Below are 16,167 nucleotides of genomic sequence, written 5' to 3' on the forward strand. Positions count from 1 at the left end.
CAGTCCACGCAACCGGCTCGCTGTCCCTCTCGGCCTTGCGGCGTTCCTGTAGCTCCATAAGCATCGACTCAAACAGCCGCGCATCAACTTCCACAGAGCCACGAACGCAGCGTGAATTGTGCTCCATTATTGTCGCTTGGGTTTCAGAGAGAATTTTTACCAAGCGTTCATCTGTTAACTGGTTATTGGTCATTGGTTGGCTCCTTCTGGCTTGATTCCGCCGTCACAATGCGGGCATGGGCCAGCTTGCTGACCGTTTTTGATAGTCCTGCCATACGAGCAACGGTAACACCGTAAATTTTTAGCCTTTTCCGTCGCTCGGATAATGTCCCTGCCGAATCCCATAGAAATTCGCTCAAGATAGCCGCGCTTTATCAGGCTTTCAGCCATGGTGCCGACTCTAACTGGAAGGAGAGAGTCGCCATCCCATAAAGCCGTTTTACGGAATGGGCTAATTTCGATTTCCCAGCCGTGGACAATTGCTGGCTTTAAAAACTCGCGTTCGCGTTTGTTTAGTGGTTTGCCCATCACTCAGCCTCCACCTTGATGCCAGCGTCGGACAGCGCGCGATGAAACTCAAGCTTCACGCCAACCAAAATCTGTTTCCTCTCTTCAATGGCCACTTCTGCGAGATAGTCTTCGAGCATTTTGAACTTAGGTAGCTTCACGGTGCGGGACTCCAGATGCTGGATATATTCTTTCAGCACATCAGCTCGGTGTTTTCCGAGAGGCTTCACGACGCCAAACCTCTTGTCAGTCTGCACCCAGTCTGTTTTATCGCCCCATTCCATGTAGGCGGTGCGGAAGGGCTCCAGCTCGGCGATGCGGTCTGCTTGCTCGCACAAGGCCTGAGACAAGAGAGCAATCAGCTCATTGTTTGAGTTAGTCAGATTGTGCCAGTCGGCGTCATCAGTGCAGAACGCATCGACAACTTCTCGCCATTGCTTCTCGCCTGCCTGCGCCTTCTCCAGCGCCTCTACCAGCTCAGCGCCACCGGCCTGATATGCCATCCAGAAACCGTATTTGATATGCGGCACAGCATCGGTATATTTCGAGGATTCGAGATGTTTATACTTGCGCTCCCACCACGCTTCGAATTTCTCTCTCTGCGCCAGTTCGGTGATATCAGTCATTGGGCCCCCTTGATTTCGTCCCATTCCACCCAGGCATTGTCGCCATCAGCATCAATCTCGCCTTTATGGCCGCATTTTGAGCACTTAGCTTTATCGCCAGCCCATAGAGCTTCTGGAGTGGTAGACCACCCGGTGACTCTAACTGTTCTGTTGTTGCAATTAGGGCACTTATCTAGCCAATTAACCTCTACAGTCACAGGTCCGAATCCGTACTTAGCTCGAATGCTCATTTGTCGGCCCCCTCGCGCAGTTGCTCGAAAAACTCCTTACCGCAGTCGATAGCGCCAACAATTACGGCAACTTCATCGCCTACAAAATCACCCTCATCGACATGCTGCTGCAGGAGGCCAATGAACTCCTCCACCCCATCAGCCTTAATCCCGGCTACGATGCGGTCGGTGGCGGGGGTTTCGTCTGCAAACGTGTCGCAAATCATATGCAGGTAGCCTTCATTCGTTGGTCTGATACGGTTCATCACCCCAGCGATGAAATACTCCCGGCATTCGCTGATTATTTTTTTTGCCTCCACATTCTCCGCAGCCAGCTGCTTAAACGCTTTCGCCAGCTTCAGGAACTTCTGCTCTCTGATCGACAGCTCGCCTGCCGACTCCAGCGACTGAATGAGCTCGTTTACTGTTGAGATGTTCATACAACCTCCCCGAGCACCCAGCGCAGTGCATCAGCGTATTCACCACTGGCAGCTTCAAGGGCTTTTGTGATTTCTTTGCGTGATTTGAGACGTGACTTCGTTTCGCCAAGCACGGCGCGCTGACGCCTGGCTTTTTCATGGCCTTTAGTGCCTGCGGTCGCAGCTTCGATTTCTGCAACTTTTTCGCGCTGCTTTTCAGGTGGAAGCGTGCCCAATTGACGCGCCTGGGTAACGGTAACAGCACCGGACTCCACCGCTTCCCGGACGGCCTGGGTGGCATCGAGAAGGGACAGCGTTGCACGAACGGTCTGAACGCTGCAGCCAAACAACACTGCAATGTCGTCCTCATCGAGCCCGCGGTCGAGCGCGTCTGACATTTTTTTAGCCCGGCCAAGCGGTGTATCAGGTCGGCGAATTTCGTTTTCGCTGACCATGTATTTAGCCATCTGATTTGCTGACCCGCGCTTAACGACTCCAGGAACAAACAGTGGGTCTTTACCTTCTTTAAGAAGGAGTTTATTTGCCTCAATGGTATGTTTAACGCGCTGGCGGCCTACAACCACGCAGGTGAGCCCTGTTTCAGGGTCTTTCCAGACGATAATCGGCTCCAGTACACCCAACGCCTTTATGTTCAGTACCATCCCTTCGTCGATCGGCAGGTGGACCCGCTCATCGTAGAGAGGGTGGGTCTTGTCGGTGACTAGATGCAGCTTTTCCGGTTCGAACGACAGAACGTTTGTCTTGCCGCTGGCGCCGTAAGCGTCGATTGAGTTTTTAGCCATTTTTAACCTCTTTTTTATTCACCGCTTCCGCCCATTTTTGTTCCAGAGCATGTCTGGCTTTGTTCTTTCCACCAGCCCAGTAACTGTGCTGGACCCGGTAATGGTCATACGGGCATTTCAGAGCGCCGGAACATGAGCCAAACGTATAATCTTTCCAGTGAAACTCAGGTACCGCGCCGCAATCAGGGCATTTTTGTAATTTCATTGAGCGACCCCACGACATTCCCTCAGAAGGCTTTCAAACATCGCCAGAAGCCGGTTCGCGCAGCCAAACGGCATATCGTTAAAGCACCACATTGCAGCGCCATTCCGCATGCCGCTTTGGGTAATCTGACCCGTTCCGTGTAACTGGCGAAGCTGATTACCGACCGAAGACATACCGCGCCCCAGCGCAGCGGCGATTTCCCTGGTGGTCAAATCAGGATTGGCCTTTATAAATTCGATCATCGTGATTTCACCGCTGTATTGTGTTTTCCTGGATTTGGTTGTTTTCATTAAAAAAACTCCTTAGCCCCTGAAACCCTTAGGAATATCTGCCTGAACCTTGCCGCTAAAACCGAGGTTGCCGCCGGTTGCGAGATTTACCGGGCACAGCTTCAGCGCAAGCTCAGGCCATTTGTTGCGTAATGTCTTCATGGTTTGAACTTTTGGGCACCAGAACTGATCGCGCTGAATGCGCTCAATCATGGTGCGAATTTGGTCGTGGCTACATCCGTGCTCCTGGCGAAGCAGGCGAACCTCGTTAGCCCAGGCGACAAAGTTCGGTTCTCTCGGTTTTGCCAGAGAGCCGTCAAATTCGGCGGCGCGTTCGTACATTTCGATGATGGTCGACCAGAACCACATCGCGAGATCGAAGTCATCATCGGTAGCCAGGTTACTGTCTTCGGTAGCATCAGGAATGTTTGCTTCCGGGATGACCGGTTCACGTCCTGACTCAGCAAAGTTATCCACAGGAAGAATCTCTCCCGCGTGGTTTTTATGATCTGTATGTAGTGATCTGTTTTTAAGATCTGTATAGAGATAGGATTCGGCTTGAGAGCCGTTTCCAGGATTCGGCTCTTGGGCCGTTTCCATTCGGCTCTTGGGACGAATGCATTCGGCTTTAGAGCCGTTTCCATTGCTTTCAATCACTTGCTTCGATTCGGCTCTTGAGCCGTTTCCATTCGGCTCTTGAGCCGAATCCATATCTTTCAATGGCTTATTTGAATTTCCCCCTTGCGGGAATATTTTGGCGATTAACGCTTCCTGATCGACACGGTAATGCTTCTTCGGCGTGCCGCTTACCTGCCGAAGTTCTTCCTCAATAACCCCCGCCAGGTACTGCTCTGTAATCTTGAACATTGCCTTTCTGACCACATCGCCATCTTTAGCGCGAATCTCTTTCGCAAGCGCTGCGTGCTCTTTGTAAAACCAGCCGTTTTCCAGACTCGACTTACCCGACCAGAACACCAGCTGATTGAGAATGGCCGCCAGCAAATGCTGCTGCCTGTCTCCTGCAAAGAAATCCAGATACGGTCCGGGGATCGTTATGCAGTTCCCCTGCCCCGACATGGCCTGAACAATTTCAAAAACCTGATTGTTCATTCCGAAACCTCATTGTGTAGCCGTAAAAACTCTCTCAATCCCACCCAACCAACAGCCCCGCAGGCTTTGCGGTAGGAAACATCTTTCTCTGTCGCTGTGAGTACCGTCACCATGTGCCCTTTGTGTCTGTGCTGGAAGCGAGAACCGGCCTTAGGGATGCCAGTGCCTGCACAATCTCCTTCAGACGGCTCATACGCCGGATACGCTCGTTTCAGGCGAGCAATCAATTCAGCAGCAGATTGGTTACGCATGGTTGAACCTCGCTTAGTGAATCAGCGTGTTACCGGAGGGGCCGCCATCAGCAATCCGGTCAGAGATAGCAATCATTGCTCCGAAAAGCGCTTCCATTTCGTCGTCGACACGCTGTTTGCGGTGAAGAAGTTCCCGGAAAGTTGCGGAGTAATAACTACGCACTCGCGCCAGCAGTAACGGCGGCATAGCCCGTTCAATTGCCGGGAGAAGCTGCGCAATTTTTTCGATTGATGCAGGTGAATCACTTTCAACCCAGCGGTAAATCTTCTGGATATTGCGACTCAGTGCGTCAGGGTGGCTTTCGTCGTACAACTCTGGCGCGGTCATCCCCATGGAGAAGTAAGCGTCGACAATCGCCGATACAGGCGTTTTACGGCCGCCTGGATAAAGCGCCCAGGCATTCATGGCCTCGCGAATGCGTTCATGCCTGATTTTCATGATTCACCTCACCAGAGCGTTTTTCGTTACGATATTGGTCGTAAATATCTTTGTCGTATGTCAGCTTGCCGGATGAGGCGTCGACTAATCTTTGTGCGCGCCCCTCTGGAACCAAGAGACCCCACTGGGAGACTGCGGATCTTTCAACCCCTGCTGCTCTGGCTAACCGGGTCTTAGAACCAAAAAAATTTATTGCATCCTGTTTGAGCATTTTTTCCACTCTCTTGTTAAGAACTTTAAACAAGATAATTTGCTTAGGATGCTCAAGTCAAGAAGAATTAAGATAACTCAACAATGAGCGAGAAGACTTTAGGTCAGCGCATACTTCAGCGCCGAAAAGAAATCAAAATGACGCAGCGAGAGTTGGGCAAAGCTGCGGGGGTTTCCTATGCCACTATTTCGCTGTGGGAAAGTGATAACACTGAGCCTACGGGGAAAAATTTACACGCTCTGTCTCGCGCCTTGCAGTGCACACCCACGTGGATTCTGTTCGGCGATTCAGATCAGACCCCAGGCGACCCATTAGAGTTAATCGAGCAAGATAAACTCTCTGACGATGAAAGAGAGTTAGTTGATTTGTATCGCTCCCTACCAGAGTCAGAGCAATCAGCTCAATTGGAAACCCTCAGAGCAAGAGTCGAAAATTTCAACACCCTCTTCGAAGAACTCCTCAAAGCCCGCAAGAGAACAAATAAAAAATAACTAATTATTCAATTAGTTATTTTCTCACGCCATCATTGTTAAGTTTAATCAACAAACAAAGCTTGATTTTATTGTTGAGTTGACTTAACTTCACTCCATCAAACCAATCACAGCACAGTGACTGGCAAGAAGAAAACGTTCGGTTTGCCGCCTGAAGGCTAAAAATCAACAGGCTTTGCAATGCAGTGAATGCGGCTATGCGCACGCGGCACAGTTAAGCGGTAACACTCGTTTCTAAAAGAGTGGGGTGGAAAAGAAGCTGTCGTTACCAGTTGTTAACTGGCTGGTATCACCGGGAGGCACCCGGCACTGCATTGCAAGGTCTGTTAGGTACTCAACACGCATGAGGGAAAGGAGATGATTCGAGACGAAGACAAGCCAGCATGGCGCCGGTTCTGGTTGAAGGTTGTTCCGTTTTTAGTTGCGGTCGCATCGGTAAGCGTTCAGTGCTGGGGTGGCGTATGAGCAGAAATGGCATTCGTTCACTGGTTATTGTTCTGGCCATCTGCCTTGTTGCCTGGTCTGCGACCATTATAAAAATTCTGCATGTTACGGGGGTGTTTAATGGCTAATTTTCTGCAAAGCAACCCGATGGTTAAAGCAGCTCAAAGCAAACTCGCTATTGCGCAATTTATTGGTAACAGTGGTATGTGGTCTGATGCCATGGCGTCAATAAAAGATATTCATGAAGCAACCAAGCACGAAGAAGACCGTATGTTTTGCGGTCGTACGGATGCGCTTTCAGGGCTTCAATTTCGTGATGTTGTTTTAAATTATGACCTGTACGGGGATTTAATTTCCGTCGATGCTGACTTGCTTACAGGGCAATATAAAGTAAATACCGAAGTTTCATTTTAATTATCGAATAAATGAATTAATGCCTTAAATGGCAGGTATCCACACACCTTAATGCAGGAATAAATATGGAAACCGAAAAACTCAACTGCTACAGCTGCGGCGGCTCCTTTGCACGCGAAGAGTTGCAGTTTCGCCCCTCTGGCCGAGGCGCTTATCGCAAAGTGGCATATTACTGCCCTATCTGTAACGAAAAGGAAAAAAAGAAAGACCAATTAAAGGCTACGCAGTCTTTAGTTCGTAAGTCAATACCTTCAAGGCCTGCAAACTTTCAATTACGACCAGCAGCGTGGAATAAATAATCATGAAAATAGAATTTAACGATAAAGGTGTAATCGCAACCGCTATTATAACCAGCACGGTATTCGAATTCCGCCTACACAACCGCGCCGTTGATACCGCCTTATTCCTGGCTCCTTCCGTTCGGTCTAAACGTAGCGGGTTCTTTATAATGAAAACAGTTATTTCCGGGAAAACATCACATGTGATTCGTGCGTATAAAGCGCTTAAAGCGGAGGCTTCACGATGAGCTATACAACAGTAATACGAGTTTGGCCTGGCGAAAAATCAGAGACTGCAGAAGAGTTTCGCAATGCATGGGGCAGCGGCCCCGTAATATGGAACGACATGGCTATCCGTTATCTGAGAACGGTCCCTTATGGTTATATGGCATGTATCGATAAGCTATGGCCTCTGGCCAATCGGGAGGACATCCCACTTCATCACCGAGCTGTATTAACAATGACATATGACCGGATGTATGTCCTCAAGGAGCATTACTCCCGTGCAGCTGAATACATCCGGCTGTACCTTGCTGATTTCCCTCCAAATGAAGCCACTGTAAACCACTGGCCTGCTATCGCTGAATTATTTGAGGGAAACCCTGACTGTCCGGCGATAGGGCTATGGCTAACCTCGGTCTGTGAAGACCCCTTTGCTGGTGAATGGGATGATGAAGCGGAAGAGTATTCGCAGCCAGACTGGTCGAGATACTGGAGTTTGTTTGATCATCTTGATGGATCCAGCATTTGATTTCCAATAATCAACATTAAACCGGGGAACTGATTATAGTTTCCCGGCCATGAGGTTATTTATGGCACTTATTACCTTAAAAGAATGGAACGCCAGGCAGCCAAGACCACGCAGCCTTGAGACCGTTCGTCGATGGGTTAGACAAAGCAAAATTTACCCAGCACCGAAGAAAGACGGTGTGGAGTATTTGTTTCAGGAAACGGCTATTAAGGTTGAGCCATCACAGTCATCAACCTGCGGTCTATTGCGGAGAATGACTGGTGGGAAGAAGAAGAAACCATGAGAGACGTGATTTACCACCTAATTTGTATGTAAGGAATGGAGGTTATTACAGTTATCGCGATCCGCGAGATGGGAAAGAATATGGTTTAGGCAGGAACCGACGGCTTGCGGTCAGTGAAGCGATACAGGCCAATATAGAATTACTTGGTAACGCTGGTCATATACCGCTTAGTACGCGCATCAGTCAGATAGACTCCGTTACCTTATACTCATGGCTGGAGCGCTATGAAAAGATTGTCGCCTCTCGCGGGTTAAAGCCGAAAACACTTATCGACTATGCCAGTAAATTAAGGTCAATAAAGGAACGAATGCAGGACATTCCTATTGCGGAAATCACCACTAAACAGATAGCTATTATCCTAAATGATTATGCTAATGAAGGAAAGCATGCAATGGCAAAGCTAATCAGGTCGACGCTGGGAGATATTTTCAGGGAGGCTATCGCGGAGGGGCACATTACAGTTAACCCCGTCACAGCAACGAGAGCCGCTAAATTTGAGGTTAAACGCACCCGGCTGACCGTTGAGGAATACCGGGAAATTTACCAGGCTGCGGGAACGCTCTCGCCGTGGGTTAGGCAGTCAATGGATCTGGCTGTATTAACCGGGCAGCGTGTCAGTGATTTATGCGCTATGAGTTGGGAGGATATTCGAGACGGGTATCTGTACGTAGAGCAGAAAAAGACAGGCGCCAAACTGGCAATACCGGTGGGGCTGAAAATTGAAGAGTTAAGCATCTCTCTGGAAGGAGTTTTGCTGGAGTGCCGCAAGCTATCCGCAGGAAAAACTATTATCTCATCCAGTAGCGGCAAGAAGCTATCAACCACTACTGTTTCAGGTAATTTCAGGCGGGCTCGCGAACTTTGCGGGATTAACTTCACCGGCGAGCCGCCAAGCTTTCACGAACTCAGAAGCCTGTCTGCAAGGTTGTACGGCAAGCAGGTTGGTGATAGTTTTGCACAGCATCTGCTGGGGCATAAATCAGGAAGTATGACGGCGACATATCGTGACGACAGAGGCCGTGAATGGGACAGGATTGAAATTTGATAATGAATTTATTTTGAATGATTTTGAATTCACGCTTTTAACTGACTGATTTTTAAGATAAAATTTTCGATTACACTTTCAGGCATAAAGCGCAAAAGTGAGATACCGAACAGCAAGCGCGATCGTCAGCAGATCGCCCGAGGAGTCGCCGTGCACTATCAACCGCAACGTCACTTGTTACAGGACCGCATCATCCTGGTTACCGGCGCCAGCGACGGCATTGGCCGTGAAGCCGCCCTGACCTATTCCCGCTATAGCGCCAGCGTTATCCTGGTCGGCCGCAACGAAGAAAAGCTGCGCAGCGTCGCGCATGAAATTCAGCAGGCGGGCGGCATTCCCGCCCGCTGGTTTACTCTCGACCTGTTAACCTGCACGCCGCAGGAGTGCCAGCAGCTGGCGCAGAAGATAGCCATCCACTACCCGCGCCTCGACGGGGTGCTGCACAACGCGGGTCTGTTGGGCGACGTGTGCCCGATGGATCAACAAAAGCCGGAAGTATGGCAGCAGGTGATGCAGGTGAACGTGAACGGCACCTTTATGCTCACCCAGGCGCTGCTTCCTTTATTACTTAAATCCGAATCGGGTTCGCTGGTCTTTACCTCTTCCAGCGTCGGCCGCCAGGGACGCGCGAACTGGGGCGCGTACGCCGCGTCGAAATTCGCCACCGAGGGCATGATGCAGGTGCTGGCCGAGGAGTATCAGAACCGCCATCTGCGGGTCAACTGCATTAACCCAGGCGGCACCCGCACCAAAATGCGCGCCAATGCATTCCCGACGGAAGATCCGCAAAAATTGAAAACCCCCGCTGATATCATGCCGGTTTACCTGTGGCTGATGGGCGATGACAGTCGTCGCAAAACGGGAATGACCTTTGACGCCCAGCCGGGCCGCAAACCAGGAATCGCACAATGAGTGATGAACGCCACCGCGAACGCCAGCAGCGGGTAAAAGATAAAGTTGACGCTCGCGTCGCCGCCGCGCAGGAAGAGCGCGGCATCGTGATCGTCTTTACCGGCAACGGTAAAGGCAAAACCACCGCCGCTTTTGGTACCGTCACCCGCGCCGTCGGGCACGGTAAAAAAGCCGCCGTCGTGCAGTTTATTAAAGGTACCTGGCCAAACGGCGAGCGCAACCTGCTTGAGCCGCACGGCGTTGAGTTTCAGGTGATGGCGACCGGTTTTACCTGGAATACGCAGGATCGCGAAAGCGACACCGCCGCCTGCCTCGCGGTCTGGGAGCACGGGCGCCGCATGCTGGCTGATGAAAGCCTCGACCTCGTTTTGCTGGACGAGCTAACCTACATGGTGGCTTATGATTACCTGCCGCTGGAAGAGGTGCTTACCGCGCTGCGCAACCGCCCGGCACACCAGACGGTGATTATTACCGGCCGCGGCTGCCACCGTGAGATTACCGAACTGGCCGATACCGTCAGCGAGCTGCGCCCGGTGAAGCACGCCTTTGACGCCGGAATCAAAGCGCAGATGGGGATCGACTACTAGCCGCCAGCCGCTTGAGCAGCGCATGATTCAGCGGCAGGCACAGGCAATCCTCCCCCAGCGCCAGTTCGCTTTCGCGCATATTTTGCCGCGAGACGAAGCGCTTGCGGTATTCGGTTGGCGTGACGCCGCAGTATTTATTAAAGGCGGCGATCAGATACTTGTGTTCCTGAAAACCGCAGCTGTGGCTAATCTCCGTGATCGGGGTGCGGGTATCGCGCAGCAGGGTACGGGCTTTATTTAGCCGCACCAGCGTCAGATACTCTTTAAAATTATACCGGCTCACCTTTTTGAACAGCCGCGAGAACCAGGAGTAGCTCATCCCGCTATGGCAGGCGACCTCGCTCAGCGTCAGCGGCTGATCAAAGTGTTGATTGATAAAATCAATGCCTTTTTTGATCATCGCCTCGTCGCGCAGCGAGCTTTCGGCGCGCCGCGTCGGCTTTCCGGCGGAGACGACCGCATCCAGAAGCAGATAAATCGCCGCGATACGCTGAAACGGCGCGTGGTTATCGATCAGCTGTTCCAGTAGCTTCGCCAGCCGCTGGCGTACCTCGCTGTCTGCCGGAGAGTAAGGTCGTCCGCAGGTACTCCAGTCCAGCTGCGGCGAGGGATGAAGTTCATCAAACAGGCCGGGTGAAAACTGTACGGTGAGCAGCTGGCTGCCCGCCTCCTCGGCGCTCAGCGAATGGACCTCTTCGGCATTGATATACAGCATGTCTTCCTGCGCCAGCTCCAGGCTTTGCTGGCCGACGACGAGGGTAAATCGCCCCGCCAGCACGGTAATCAGCTCCGGAGCCGGATGCCAGTGAGGCTCGCAGTAGCGAACCTCCGCGGCAAACACGTTCAGCTTCTCCGCGTCAAAGGCAATCAGCTCGTAGCCGCTGTTCGCCGTTTGTCGTCCGGTCTGGGTGACCGGGCGAGGGTGAGTCACTGAAAAAGGAAACATGCGCACTCTCCTGTCATTGGCAATGATGAGCGCCGGCCAGCACGGCGTTAAGCTCGTCGCGTTCGATATCCAGCGCCAGGAATTCGGTCAGCGCAATCAGCAGCCCGCAGAACAGATCCGGCGCCAGGCGAATCAGTTTTTCACGCACCTGCTCCGCCGGCATCTGTCTCTTATCGGCAATCAGCTTCACTACGCGGGCAAAGGCCTCCGGCTGCTGGATCAGCTGTTGTAGAGAGTTATCATCGCGCAGCGGGACGTACCGCTGCGGACAATCTACCTCAATCTCCGCGATCAACGGCAGATCCCGGGATGAGGCGCCGACACGAACCTGCCAGATGCCCGGCGTCACAACCCAATCACCCAGGCCCGGATGATAGCAGGCCAGCTCGCCAATGGGCAGCTGCAGGCTCACGCGACGGGTCTCTCCGGCGGCCAGCGCCACTTTGCTGAACGCTTTTAATGACTGCACTTCGCGAATCAGCTCCCCCTTCGGCGCGCTAACGTACAGCTGGACGATCTCTTTGCCCGCATACTCTCCGCAGTTGGTCAGGTCGAACGACACGGTAAGCGTCTCGCCTGCGCCTGCACGGCGGGCTGACAGCGCGATATTATCGTACGCAAACCGGGTATAGCTTAAGCCAAAGCCAAACGGAAACTGCGGCGTCATACGACGTTTATCATAATAGCGATAGCCGACAAAAAGCCCTTCTCCGTAATGATGACGCAGGTTTTCGCCAGGATAGTGCAGCCAGGCCGGCGTTTCCTCCAGGGAATTAGGTACCGTTACCGTCAGTTTGCCGCAGGGGTTACGCTGGCCGAAGAGGATTTCCGCCACCGCGCGCCCCATCCCTTGCCCGGCAAAGAACGTTTCCAGCAGCGCTTTGCACTCGCCGAGCCACGGCATCACCACCGCATCGCTATTCGCCAGCACCACCACGATATTCGGCTGGACCGTCGCCACTTCACGAATTAACCGTTCGTGCACCGGCAGAATATGCAGATCCTGACGATCGCCGTTTTCGCCATCTTCGCCTACGGCGGTGCTGACGAAGATCACCGCCACGTCGGCCTCCTGCGCGACGCGGCAGGCCTGCGCCAGCGCCTGTTCATCGCAGCGCAGATCGTCCGGCGCGCCCACGGCCCAGGAGACGCTGAAGTCGTCGCCGGCGAGGTCAAAAATTTCATCCAGCGGCCGATCGAGCAGATACGGCACCGTGGTCGCGCATCCGGACCCCTGGATCACCGGCTCCTGAGCCGGTTTACCTAGCACCGCAACGCGCGGCGTTCTCTCCGGACGTAGCGGCAGCAGATTATCTTCATTTTTCAGCAAGACAATGGATTCACCGGCAAGCCGCTGCGCCAGCGCGTGGTGCGCCGTAAAATCGGCTCGCGTTTGCGGGCGGCGATGGCGCTGGACCTTGTCGAGCAGTTCCAGCATGCGGAGACAGGCGCGGTCCACCACCGCCATCGGCACCTCTCCGGCTTAAATCGCCGCCAGCAGGGTTTGTTTATCGCGGCGGGTTTCGGGCATCGCCAGATCGTTACCCGCCATCAGCGATGCGGGACGATCTTTAATACCGTACCAGTCGGACATCACCAGCCCTTCATATCCCCACTCATCGCGCAAAACCTGAGTGAGCAAAAACGGATCCTGGGAGGTTTGCACGCCGTTAAGACGATTGTAGGAAGACATCACCGTCCACGGCCGGGATTTCGCAATCGCGCGCTGGAAACCCGCCAGATAGATTTCCCGCAGCGCCCGTTCTTCAATAATCGAATCCATTTCCGTGCGGCGGTACTCCGAGTTGTTCGCCGCAAAGTGTTTCAGGCTGGCGCCAACCCCCTCCTGCTGCAGGCCGTTGATCAGCGCAGCGGCAATATCGCCGCTGACCACCGGGTCTTCGGCGTAATATTCATAGCCTCGCCCGGCCAGCGGCGTACGGCGAATGTTAATCCCCGGCCCGAGCAGGATCCCGACGCCCATTTGCTGACACTCCCGCCCCAGCGCTTCCCCCATCTGATGCACCAGCTCCACGTCCCAGCTGCAGGCCAGGCTGGAACCATTAGGAAAGCAGGTCGCCGGTAGCGAAGTGCTGAATAGCGCCTCACTCCCCCCTTTCGCGGCGGGCTCTTCCGCGCTGGCCTGGTCTGCAGTTTGGGTGATGACCGAGATAAAATCATCCATGCTCCACTTTTCCCAACCATCAATCTGCGCGCTGCTGTAGCGCACGCCGTAGGTGCCGTCGGTCATAATGATATCTTCGATACCGTGCTGCGGCAGCGAGGCCGTCCGCCACAGGCCGCTGCCGGTCAGCAGCGCCACTTTTTCTTCCGCGCTCATCGCGGCGAGGGTGGTGTTAAAATCGTTATTCATCTCTCTGGCTCCCTGAGGTTAAAGCGCGTTCTGTTTGCGCAGGCTGATTTTTTGCACAATATCGCGATAGGTTTTTTCATCCAGCGAATAGCAGGCGACAAACAGTGCGCTGAGCGCAAACATCGCGCCGGGAAATAGCGTCATCAGTACGTTAATGCCGTTAATCGCGCTGGCAGTAATGTTGCCCGCGTCATAGTGGTAATAGTCCAGCATCCAACCCGCACAGCCGCCGCCGATGGCCATCGCTATTTTGGTGATGAAATTAAAGAAACCGTAAATTGCGCCTTCGGTGCGCACCCCATGGTGCCACTCGGCATATTCCACGGTATCGGCAATCATTGACCACATTGAAACAAAACCCATCCCCAGCGTAATACTGTACAGACACACGCCGGTCATGATCAGCCAGATATTGTCGCCAGCGATAAAATATTGCATCAGTACGCCCGCAACGCCGATCGACAGCGCCACCAGCGTCATTTTCTTTTTACCTATCAACGCAATGATTTTTTCCGAAATAACGGTACCGACAATATAAGCCGCCGACTGAATCATAAAGAAGGTGGAAGTAAAACCTTCGCTACCAATTATATATTTGATAAAGTAAATAGCGATCGCCATCCACACGGTATAGGCAATATAAAAAAAGACGGTGAACATGGAGAGGTTAATTAGCGGCGCGTTGCCTGCCACCGCCTTCAACATTTCCCGCAGCGTTGGCGCCGGAGTCTCTTCCTCTTCTTCACCAACGCGCTCTTTGGTCATCCCGAAGCAGGCAAGGAACAAAAACGTCGCCAGCAGCGCAAAGCAAGAGACGGCGAAGACGTACCCCAGCTGTTTATCGCTAAACGGGGAAATCAGCCTGTCCGCGGTAGTGGACACAATCAGATAGCCAACAATCGCCAGGACAAACCGGTATACCGACAGCGATGAACGGGAGGCTTCATGCTGGGTTAACCGGTTGGTCAGCGCCGAATAAGGCGTATTTACCGCCGTATAGGCCAGGCAATAAATAGTATAGGAAATCAGTGCGAAGTAGAATTTCGCCTCACCGCCGAAAGGCACAAAGCAGAGCACCGTTAAGAAGCCGAGCGGAATTGAACCATACAACAACCAGGGTCGAAGCTTACCGTAGCGGCTGTGGGTTTTATCGATGGCAAAACCAATAAGAATATTAAATGCCGCATCAACCACGCGGGCAATAACAAAGATCAGGCTCGCCTGTACGGCGCTAATGCCGTAAATATTGGTATAGAAAAAAAGTAAAAACAGAGAAACGAAGCCGAAGGATAAATTAGAGGCGAAATCGCCAAAACCATACCCTATTTTTTCTTTAACGCCGATAACCACATAGCTTGCCGAAAGTTTTCCTGCTGTTTCCATTTTAGGCTACCTGTTAATGTAATCAGTGGCCTCAGTATATGGCGTCGCCTGGCGCACCGCTTTGCGTTATTTGTCCGGGCATTTCCTGTTTTTTGTCTTTATGCAGAAGTGTGAAAGGAGTCACAGGAGGGAGAATTCCGGCGGTGACCGCCGGAACTGGAATAATTAACCATTACCGTTATTACGGCTGCTGGAACGACGGTTGTTATTATTATTGCTCACCTGGCTGTGGCGCTTAACCGCGCGGCGAATCTGATTCGCCTTCATGCGACGGCGATCCTTTTCGACGGCGACCTTAGAGGTGGTTTCCGGCGTAAGCTCAACCAGTTCGCGCAGGTAGTTGGTTTGCGCCAGGTCCAGCTCGGTGTAGCCGCCGCGCGGCAGGCCTTTCGGCAGCAGAATATCGCCGTAGCGCACGCGGATCAGGCGGCTGACCTGTACGCCAACGGCTTCCCACAGGCGGCGAACTTCGCGGTTACGGCCTTCGGTCAGCGTGACGTTGTACCACTGGTTAATCCCTTCGCCACCGGTAAACTTGATGGTTTTGAACGCCGCCGGGCCGTCTTCCAGCTGCACGCCGCGAGAGAGCTGGCGCAGCTTGTCATCATCTATCTGGCCAAATACGCGCACCGCGTATTCACGTTCCACTTCGCGGCTCGGGTGCATCAGGCGGTTCGCCAGTTCACCGTCGGTGGTAAACAGCAGCAGGCCGCAGGTGTTGACGTCAAGACGACCGACGGCAATCCAGCGCGCGCCGCGCAGCTTTGGCAGACGATCGAACACCGTCGGTCGCCCTTCCGGGTCGTTACGGGTACAGAGTTCGCCTTCCGGCTTGTAGTAAGCCAGCACGCGACAAATCTGTTCCGCAGACTCTTTCACCGAAATCAGATGACCGTCGATGCGAATTTTTAAACCCGGGACAATTTCAACGCGATCGCCAAGGGTGGCGATTTTGCCATCGACGCTGACGCGGCCAGCTTCGATTTTGGCTTCGATTTCACGGCGGGAGCCGTGGCCAGCGCGGGCCAGCACTTTTTGTAATTTCTCGCTCATTGAGCTTCCTTAAGGTGTCGCCTTCCCAGGCGTCTGGTATACTTCGAAAAACAGGGCGTGAGGCGAAATGAAACCTAACACCCTGTTCTGTAAAATTTTTTTGCATCAGCGCGTGCCGTTATCTATGTTGCTACAGCAGACATAACAGAGACACGCC

22 protein-coding genes and 2 pseudogenes are annotated in these 16,167 nt (G+C 52.9%); 10 read left to right on the forward strand and 14 right to left on the reverse strand.

Annotated elements, in window-relative coordinates:
• From ABLU87_RS19335 to ABLU87_RS19380, 10 genes and pseudogenes are all read right to left on the reverse strand, one after another.
• Positions 1-193: pseudogene (locus ABLU87_RS19335) on the reverse strand (hypothetical protein); the annotation flags it as partial.
• Positions 190-528 carry a hypothetical protein gene (locus ABLU87_RS19340; protein WP_046878431.1) on the reverse strand — a complete coding sequence of 113 codons (339 nt, stop codon included), beginning with the start codon at positions 526-528 and terminating at the stop codon, positions 190-192. The gene ABLU87_RS19340 and the pseudogene ABLU87_RS19335, both read right to left, overlap by 4 nt.
• A complete protein-coding gene (locus tag ABLU87_RS19345; protein WP_348866003.1) occupies positions 528-1,133 on the reverse strand; it encodes a hypothetical protein in 606 nt (201 codons plus the stop codon). Before ABLU87_RS19345 ends, ABLU87_RS19340 begins: the two co-directional genes overlap by 1 nt.
• Positions 1,134-1,359: 226 nt before the next feature.
• A complete protein-coding gene (locus ABLU87_RS19350) occupies positions 1,360-1,782 on the reverse strand; it encodes a hypothetical protein (protein WP_348866004.1) in 423 nt (140 codons plus the stop codon).
• Positions 1,779-2,564 (reverse strand): ParB/RepB/Spo0J family partition protein, encoded by a 786-nt coding sequence (locus ABLU87_RS19355; protein ID WP_224357172.1) that lies wholly within the window; start codon positions 2,562-2,564, stop codon positions 1,779-1,781. Before ABLU87_RS19355 ends, ABLU87_RS19350 begins: the two co-directional genes overlap by 4 nt.
• Positions 2,557-2,769, reverse strand: a complete 213-nt coding sequence (locus ABLU87_RS19360) for a hypothetical protein (protein WP_004849236.1) — start codon at positions 2,767-2,769, stop codon at positions 2,557-2,559. The genes ABLU87_RS19355 and ABLU87_RS19360 overlap by 8 nt, the downstream gene beginning before the upstream one ends.
• On the reverse strand, positions 2,766-3,059 hold the full coding sequence (locus tag ABLU87_RS19365; protein WP_224373520.1) for a FaeA/PapI family transcriptional regulator: 294 nt from the start codon (positions 3,057-3,059) through the stop codon (positions 2,766-2,768). Before ABLU87_RS19365 ends, ABLU87_RS19360 begins: the two co-directional genes overlap by 4 nt.
• A gap of 12 nt (positions 3,060-3,071) precedes the next feature.
• Complete coding sequence (locus tag ABLU87_RS19370) at positions 3,072-4,148, reverse strand: hypothetical protein (RefSeq protein WP_224373522.1); 1,077 nt, start codon at positions 4,146-4,148, stop codon at positions 3,072-3,074.
• A gap of 264 nt (positions 4,149-4,412) precedes the next feature.
• A complete protein-coding gene (locus ABLU87_RS19375) occupies positions 4,413-4,838 on the reverse strand; it encodes a toxin YdaT family protein (protein WP_094963442.1) in 426 nt (141 codons plus the stop codon).
• Entirely contained in the window at positions 4,822-5,049 is a 228-nt protein-coding gene (locus tag ABLU87_RS19380; protein WP_004111709.1) for a Cro/CI family transcriptional regulator, read from the reverse strand. Before ABLU87_RS19380 ends, ABLU87_RS19375 begins: the two co-directional genes overlap by 17 nt.
• A gap of 83 nt (positions 5,050-5,132) precedes the next feature.
• On the opposite strand from ABLU87_RS19380, the gene ABLU87_RS19385 reads away from it, so the two are divergent.
• The 10 genes from ABLU87_RS19385 (at position 5,133) to cobO (ending at position 10,254) form a co-directional block, all read left to right on the forward strand.
• Positions 5,133-5,540 carry a helix-turn-helix domain-containing protein gene (locus tag ABLU87_RS19385; protein ID WP_049078263.1) on the forward strand — a complete coding sequence of 136 codons (408 nt, stop codon included), beginning with the start codon at positions 5,133-5,135 and terminating at the stop codon, positions 5,538-5,540.
• Positions 5,541-6,001: 461 nt separating this feature from the next.
• Positions 6,002-6,112: a hypothetical protein gene (locus tag ABLU87_RS19390; RefSeq protein ID WP_004111705.1), complete on the forward strand. Its 111-nt coding sequence runs from the start codon at positions 6,002-6,004 to the stop codon at positions 6,110-6,112.
• A complete protein-coding gene (locus tag ABLU87_RS19395) occupies positions 6,105-6,398 on the forward strand; it encodes a host cell division inhibitory peptide Kil (protein ID WP_053064730.1) in 294 nt (97 codons plus the stop codon). The genes ABLU87_RS19390 and ABLU87_RS19395 overlap by 8 nt, the downstream gene beginning before the upstream one ends.
• Before the next feature lie 65 nt (positions 6,399-6,463).
• Complete coding sequence (locus ABLU87_RS19400) at positions 6,464-6,697, forward strand: hypothetical protein (protein WP_224373523.1); 234 nt, start codon at positions 6,464-6,466, stop codon at positions 6,695-6,697.
• 2 nt (positions 6,698-6,699) lie between these two features.
• Complete coding sequence (locus tag ABLU87_RS19405) at positions 6,700-6,924, forward strand: hypothetical protein (RefSeq protein ID WP_224373525.1); 225 nt, start codon at positions 6,700-6,702, stop codon at positions 6,922-6,924.
• Entirely contained in the window at positions 6,921-7,427 is a 507-nt protein-coding gene (locus ABLU87_RS19410) for a hypothetical protein (RefSeq protein WP_224373527.1), read from the forward strand. Before ABLU87_RS19405 ends, ABLU87_RS19410 begins: the two co-directional genes overlap by 4 nt.
• 61 nt (positions 7,428-7,488) lie before the next feature.
• Positions 7,489-7,710, forward strand: a complete 222-nt coding sequence (locus ABLU87_RS19415; protein WP_224324059.1) for an excisionase — start codon at positions 7,489-7,491, stop codon at positions 7,708-7,710.
• A complete protein-coding gene (locus ABLU87_RS19420; protein WP_224373529.1) occupies positions 7,688-8,755 on the forward strand; it encodes a tyrosine-type recombinase/integrase in 1,068 nt (355 codons plus the stop codon). The genes ABLU87_RS19415 and ABLU87_RS19420 overlap by 23 nt, the downstream gene beginning before the upstream one ends.
• Before the next feature lie 150 nt (positions 8,756-8,905).
• A complete protein-coding gene (locus ABLU87_RS19425; protein ID WP_014229011.1) occupies positions 8,906-9,667 on the forward strand; it encodes a YciK family oxidoreductase in 762 nt (253 codons plus the stop codon).
• The gene (cobO, locus tag ABLU87_RS19430; RefSeq protein ID WP_004850148.1) at positions 9,664-10,254 is read left to right on the forward strand and encodes a cob(I)yrinic acid a,c-diamide adenosyltransferase; all 591 of its coding nucleotides are present in this window, start codon (positions 9,664-9,666) and stop codon (positions 10,252-10,254) included. Before ABLU87_RS19425 ends, cobO begins: the two co-directional genes overlap by 4 nt.
• Here the strand turns inward: cobO and ABLU87_RS19435 are convergent.
• The 4 genes and pseudogenes from ABLU87_RS19435 to rluB form a co-directional block, all read right to left on the reverse strand.
• Positions 10,226-11,200 (reverse strand): AraC family transcriptional regulator, encoded by a 975-nt coding sequence (locus ABLU87_RS19435; protein WP_122117341.1) that lies wholly within the window; start codon positions 11,198-11,200, stop codon positions 10,226-10,228. The two genes, cobO and ABLU87_RS19435, sit on opposite strands and share 29 nt — an antisense overlap.
• 13 nt (positions 11,201-11,213) lie before the next feature.
• Positions 11,214-13,574: pseudogene (locus tag ABLU87_RS19440) on the reverse strand (glycoside hydrolase family 3 C-terminal domain-containing protein).
• 18 nt (positions 13,575-13,592) lie between these two features.
• Entirely contained in the window at positions 13,593-14,957 is a 1,365-nt protein-coding gene (locus tag ABLU87_RS19445) for a glycoside-pentoside-hexuronide (GPH):cation symporter (RefSeq protein WP_032720005.1), read from the reverse strand.
• Positions 14,958-15,122: 165 nt separating this feature from the next.
• Entirely contained in the window at positions 15,123-16,010 is an 888-nt protein-coding gene (gene rluB / locus ABLU87_RS19450; protein WP_004121268.1) for a 23S rRNA pseudouridine(2605) synthase RluB, read from the reverse strand.
• Positions 16,011-16,167: the final 157 nt, after the last annotated feature.

Origin of the sequence: Klebsiella sp. CB_Kp196 (genome assembly GCF_040061575.1) — a bacterium.
Taxonomy (GTDB): domain Bacteria; phylum Pseudomonadota; class Gammaproteobacteria; order Enterobacterales; family Enterobacteriaceae; genus Klebsiella; species Klebsiella michiganensis.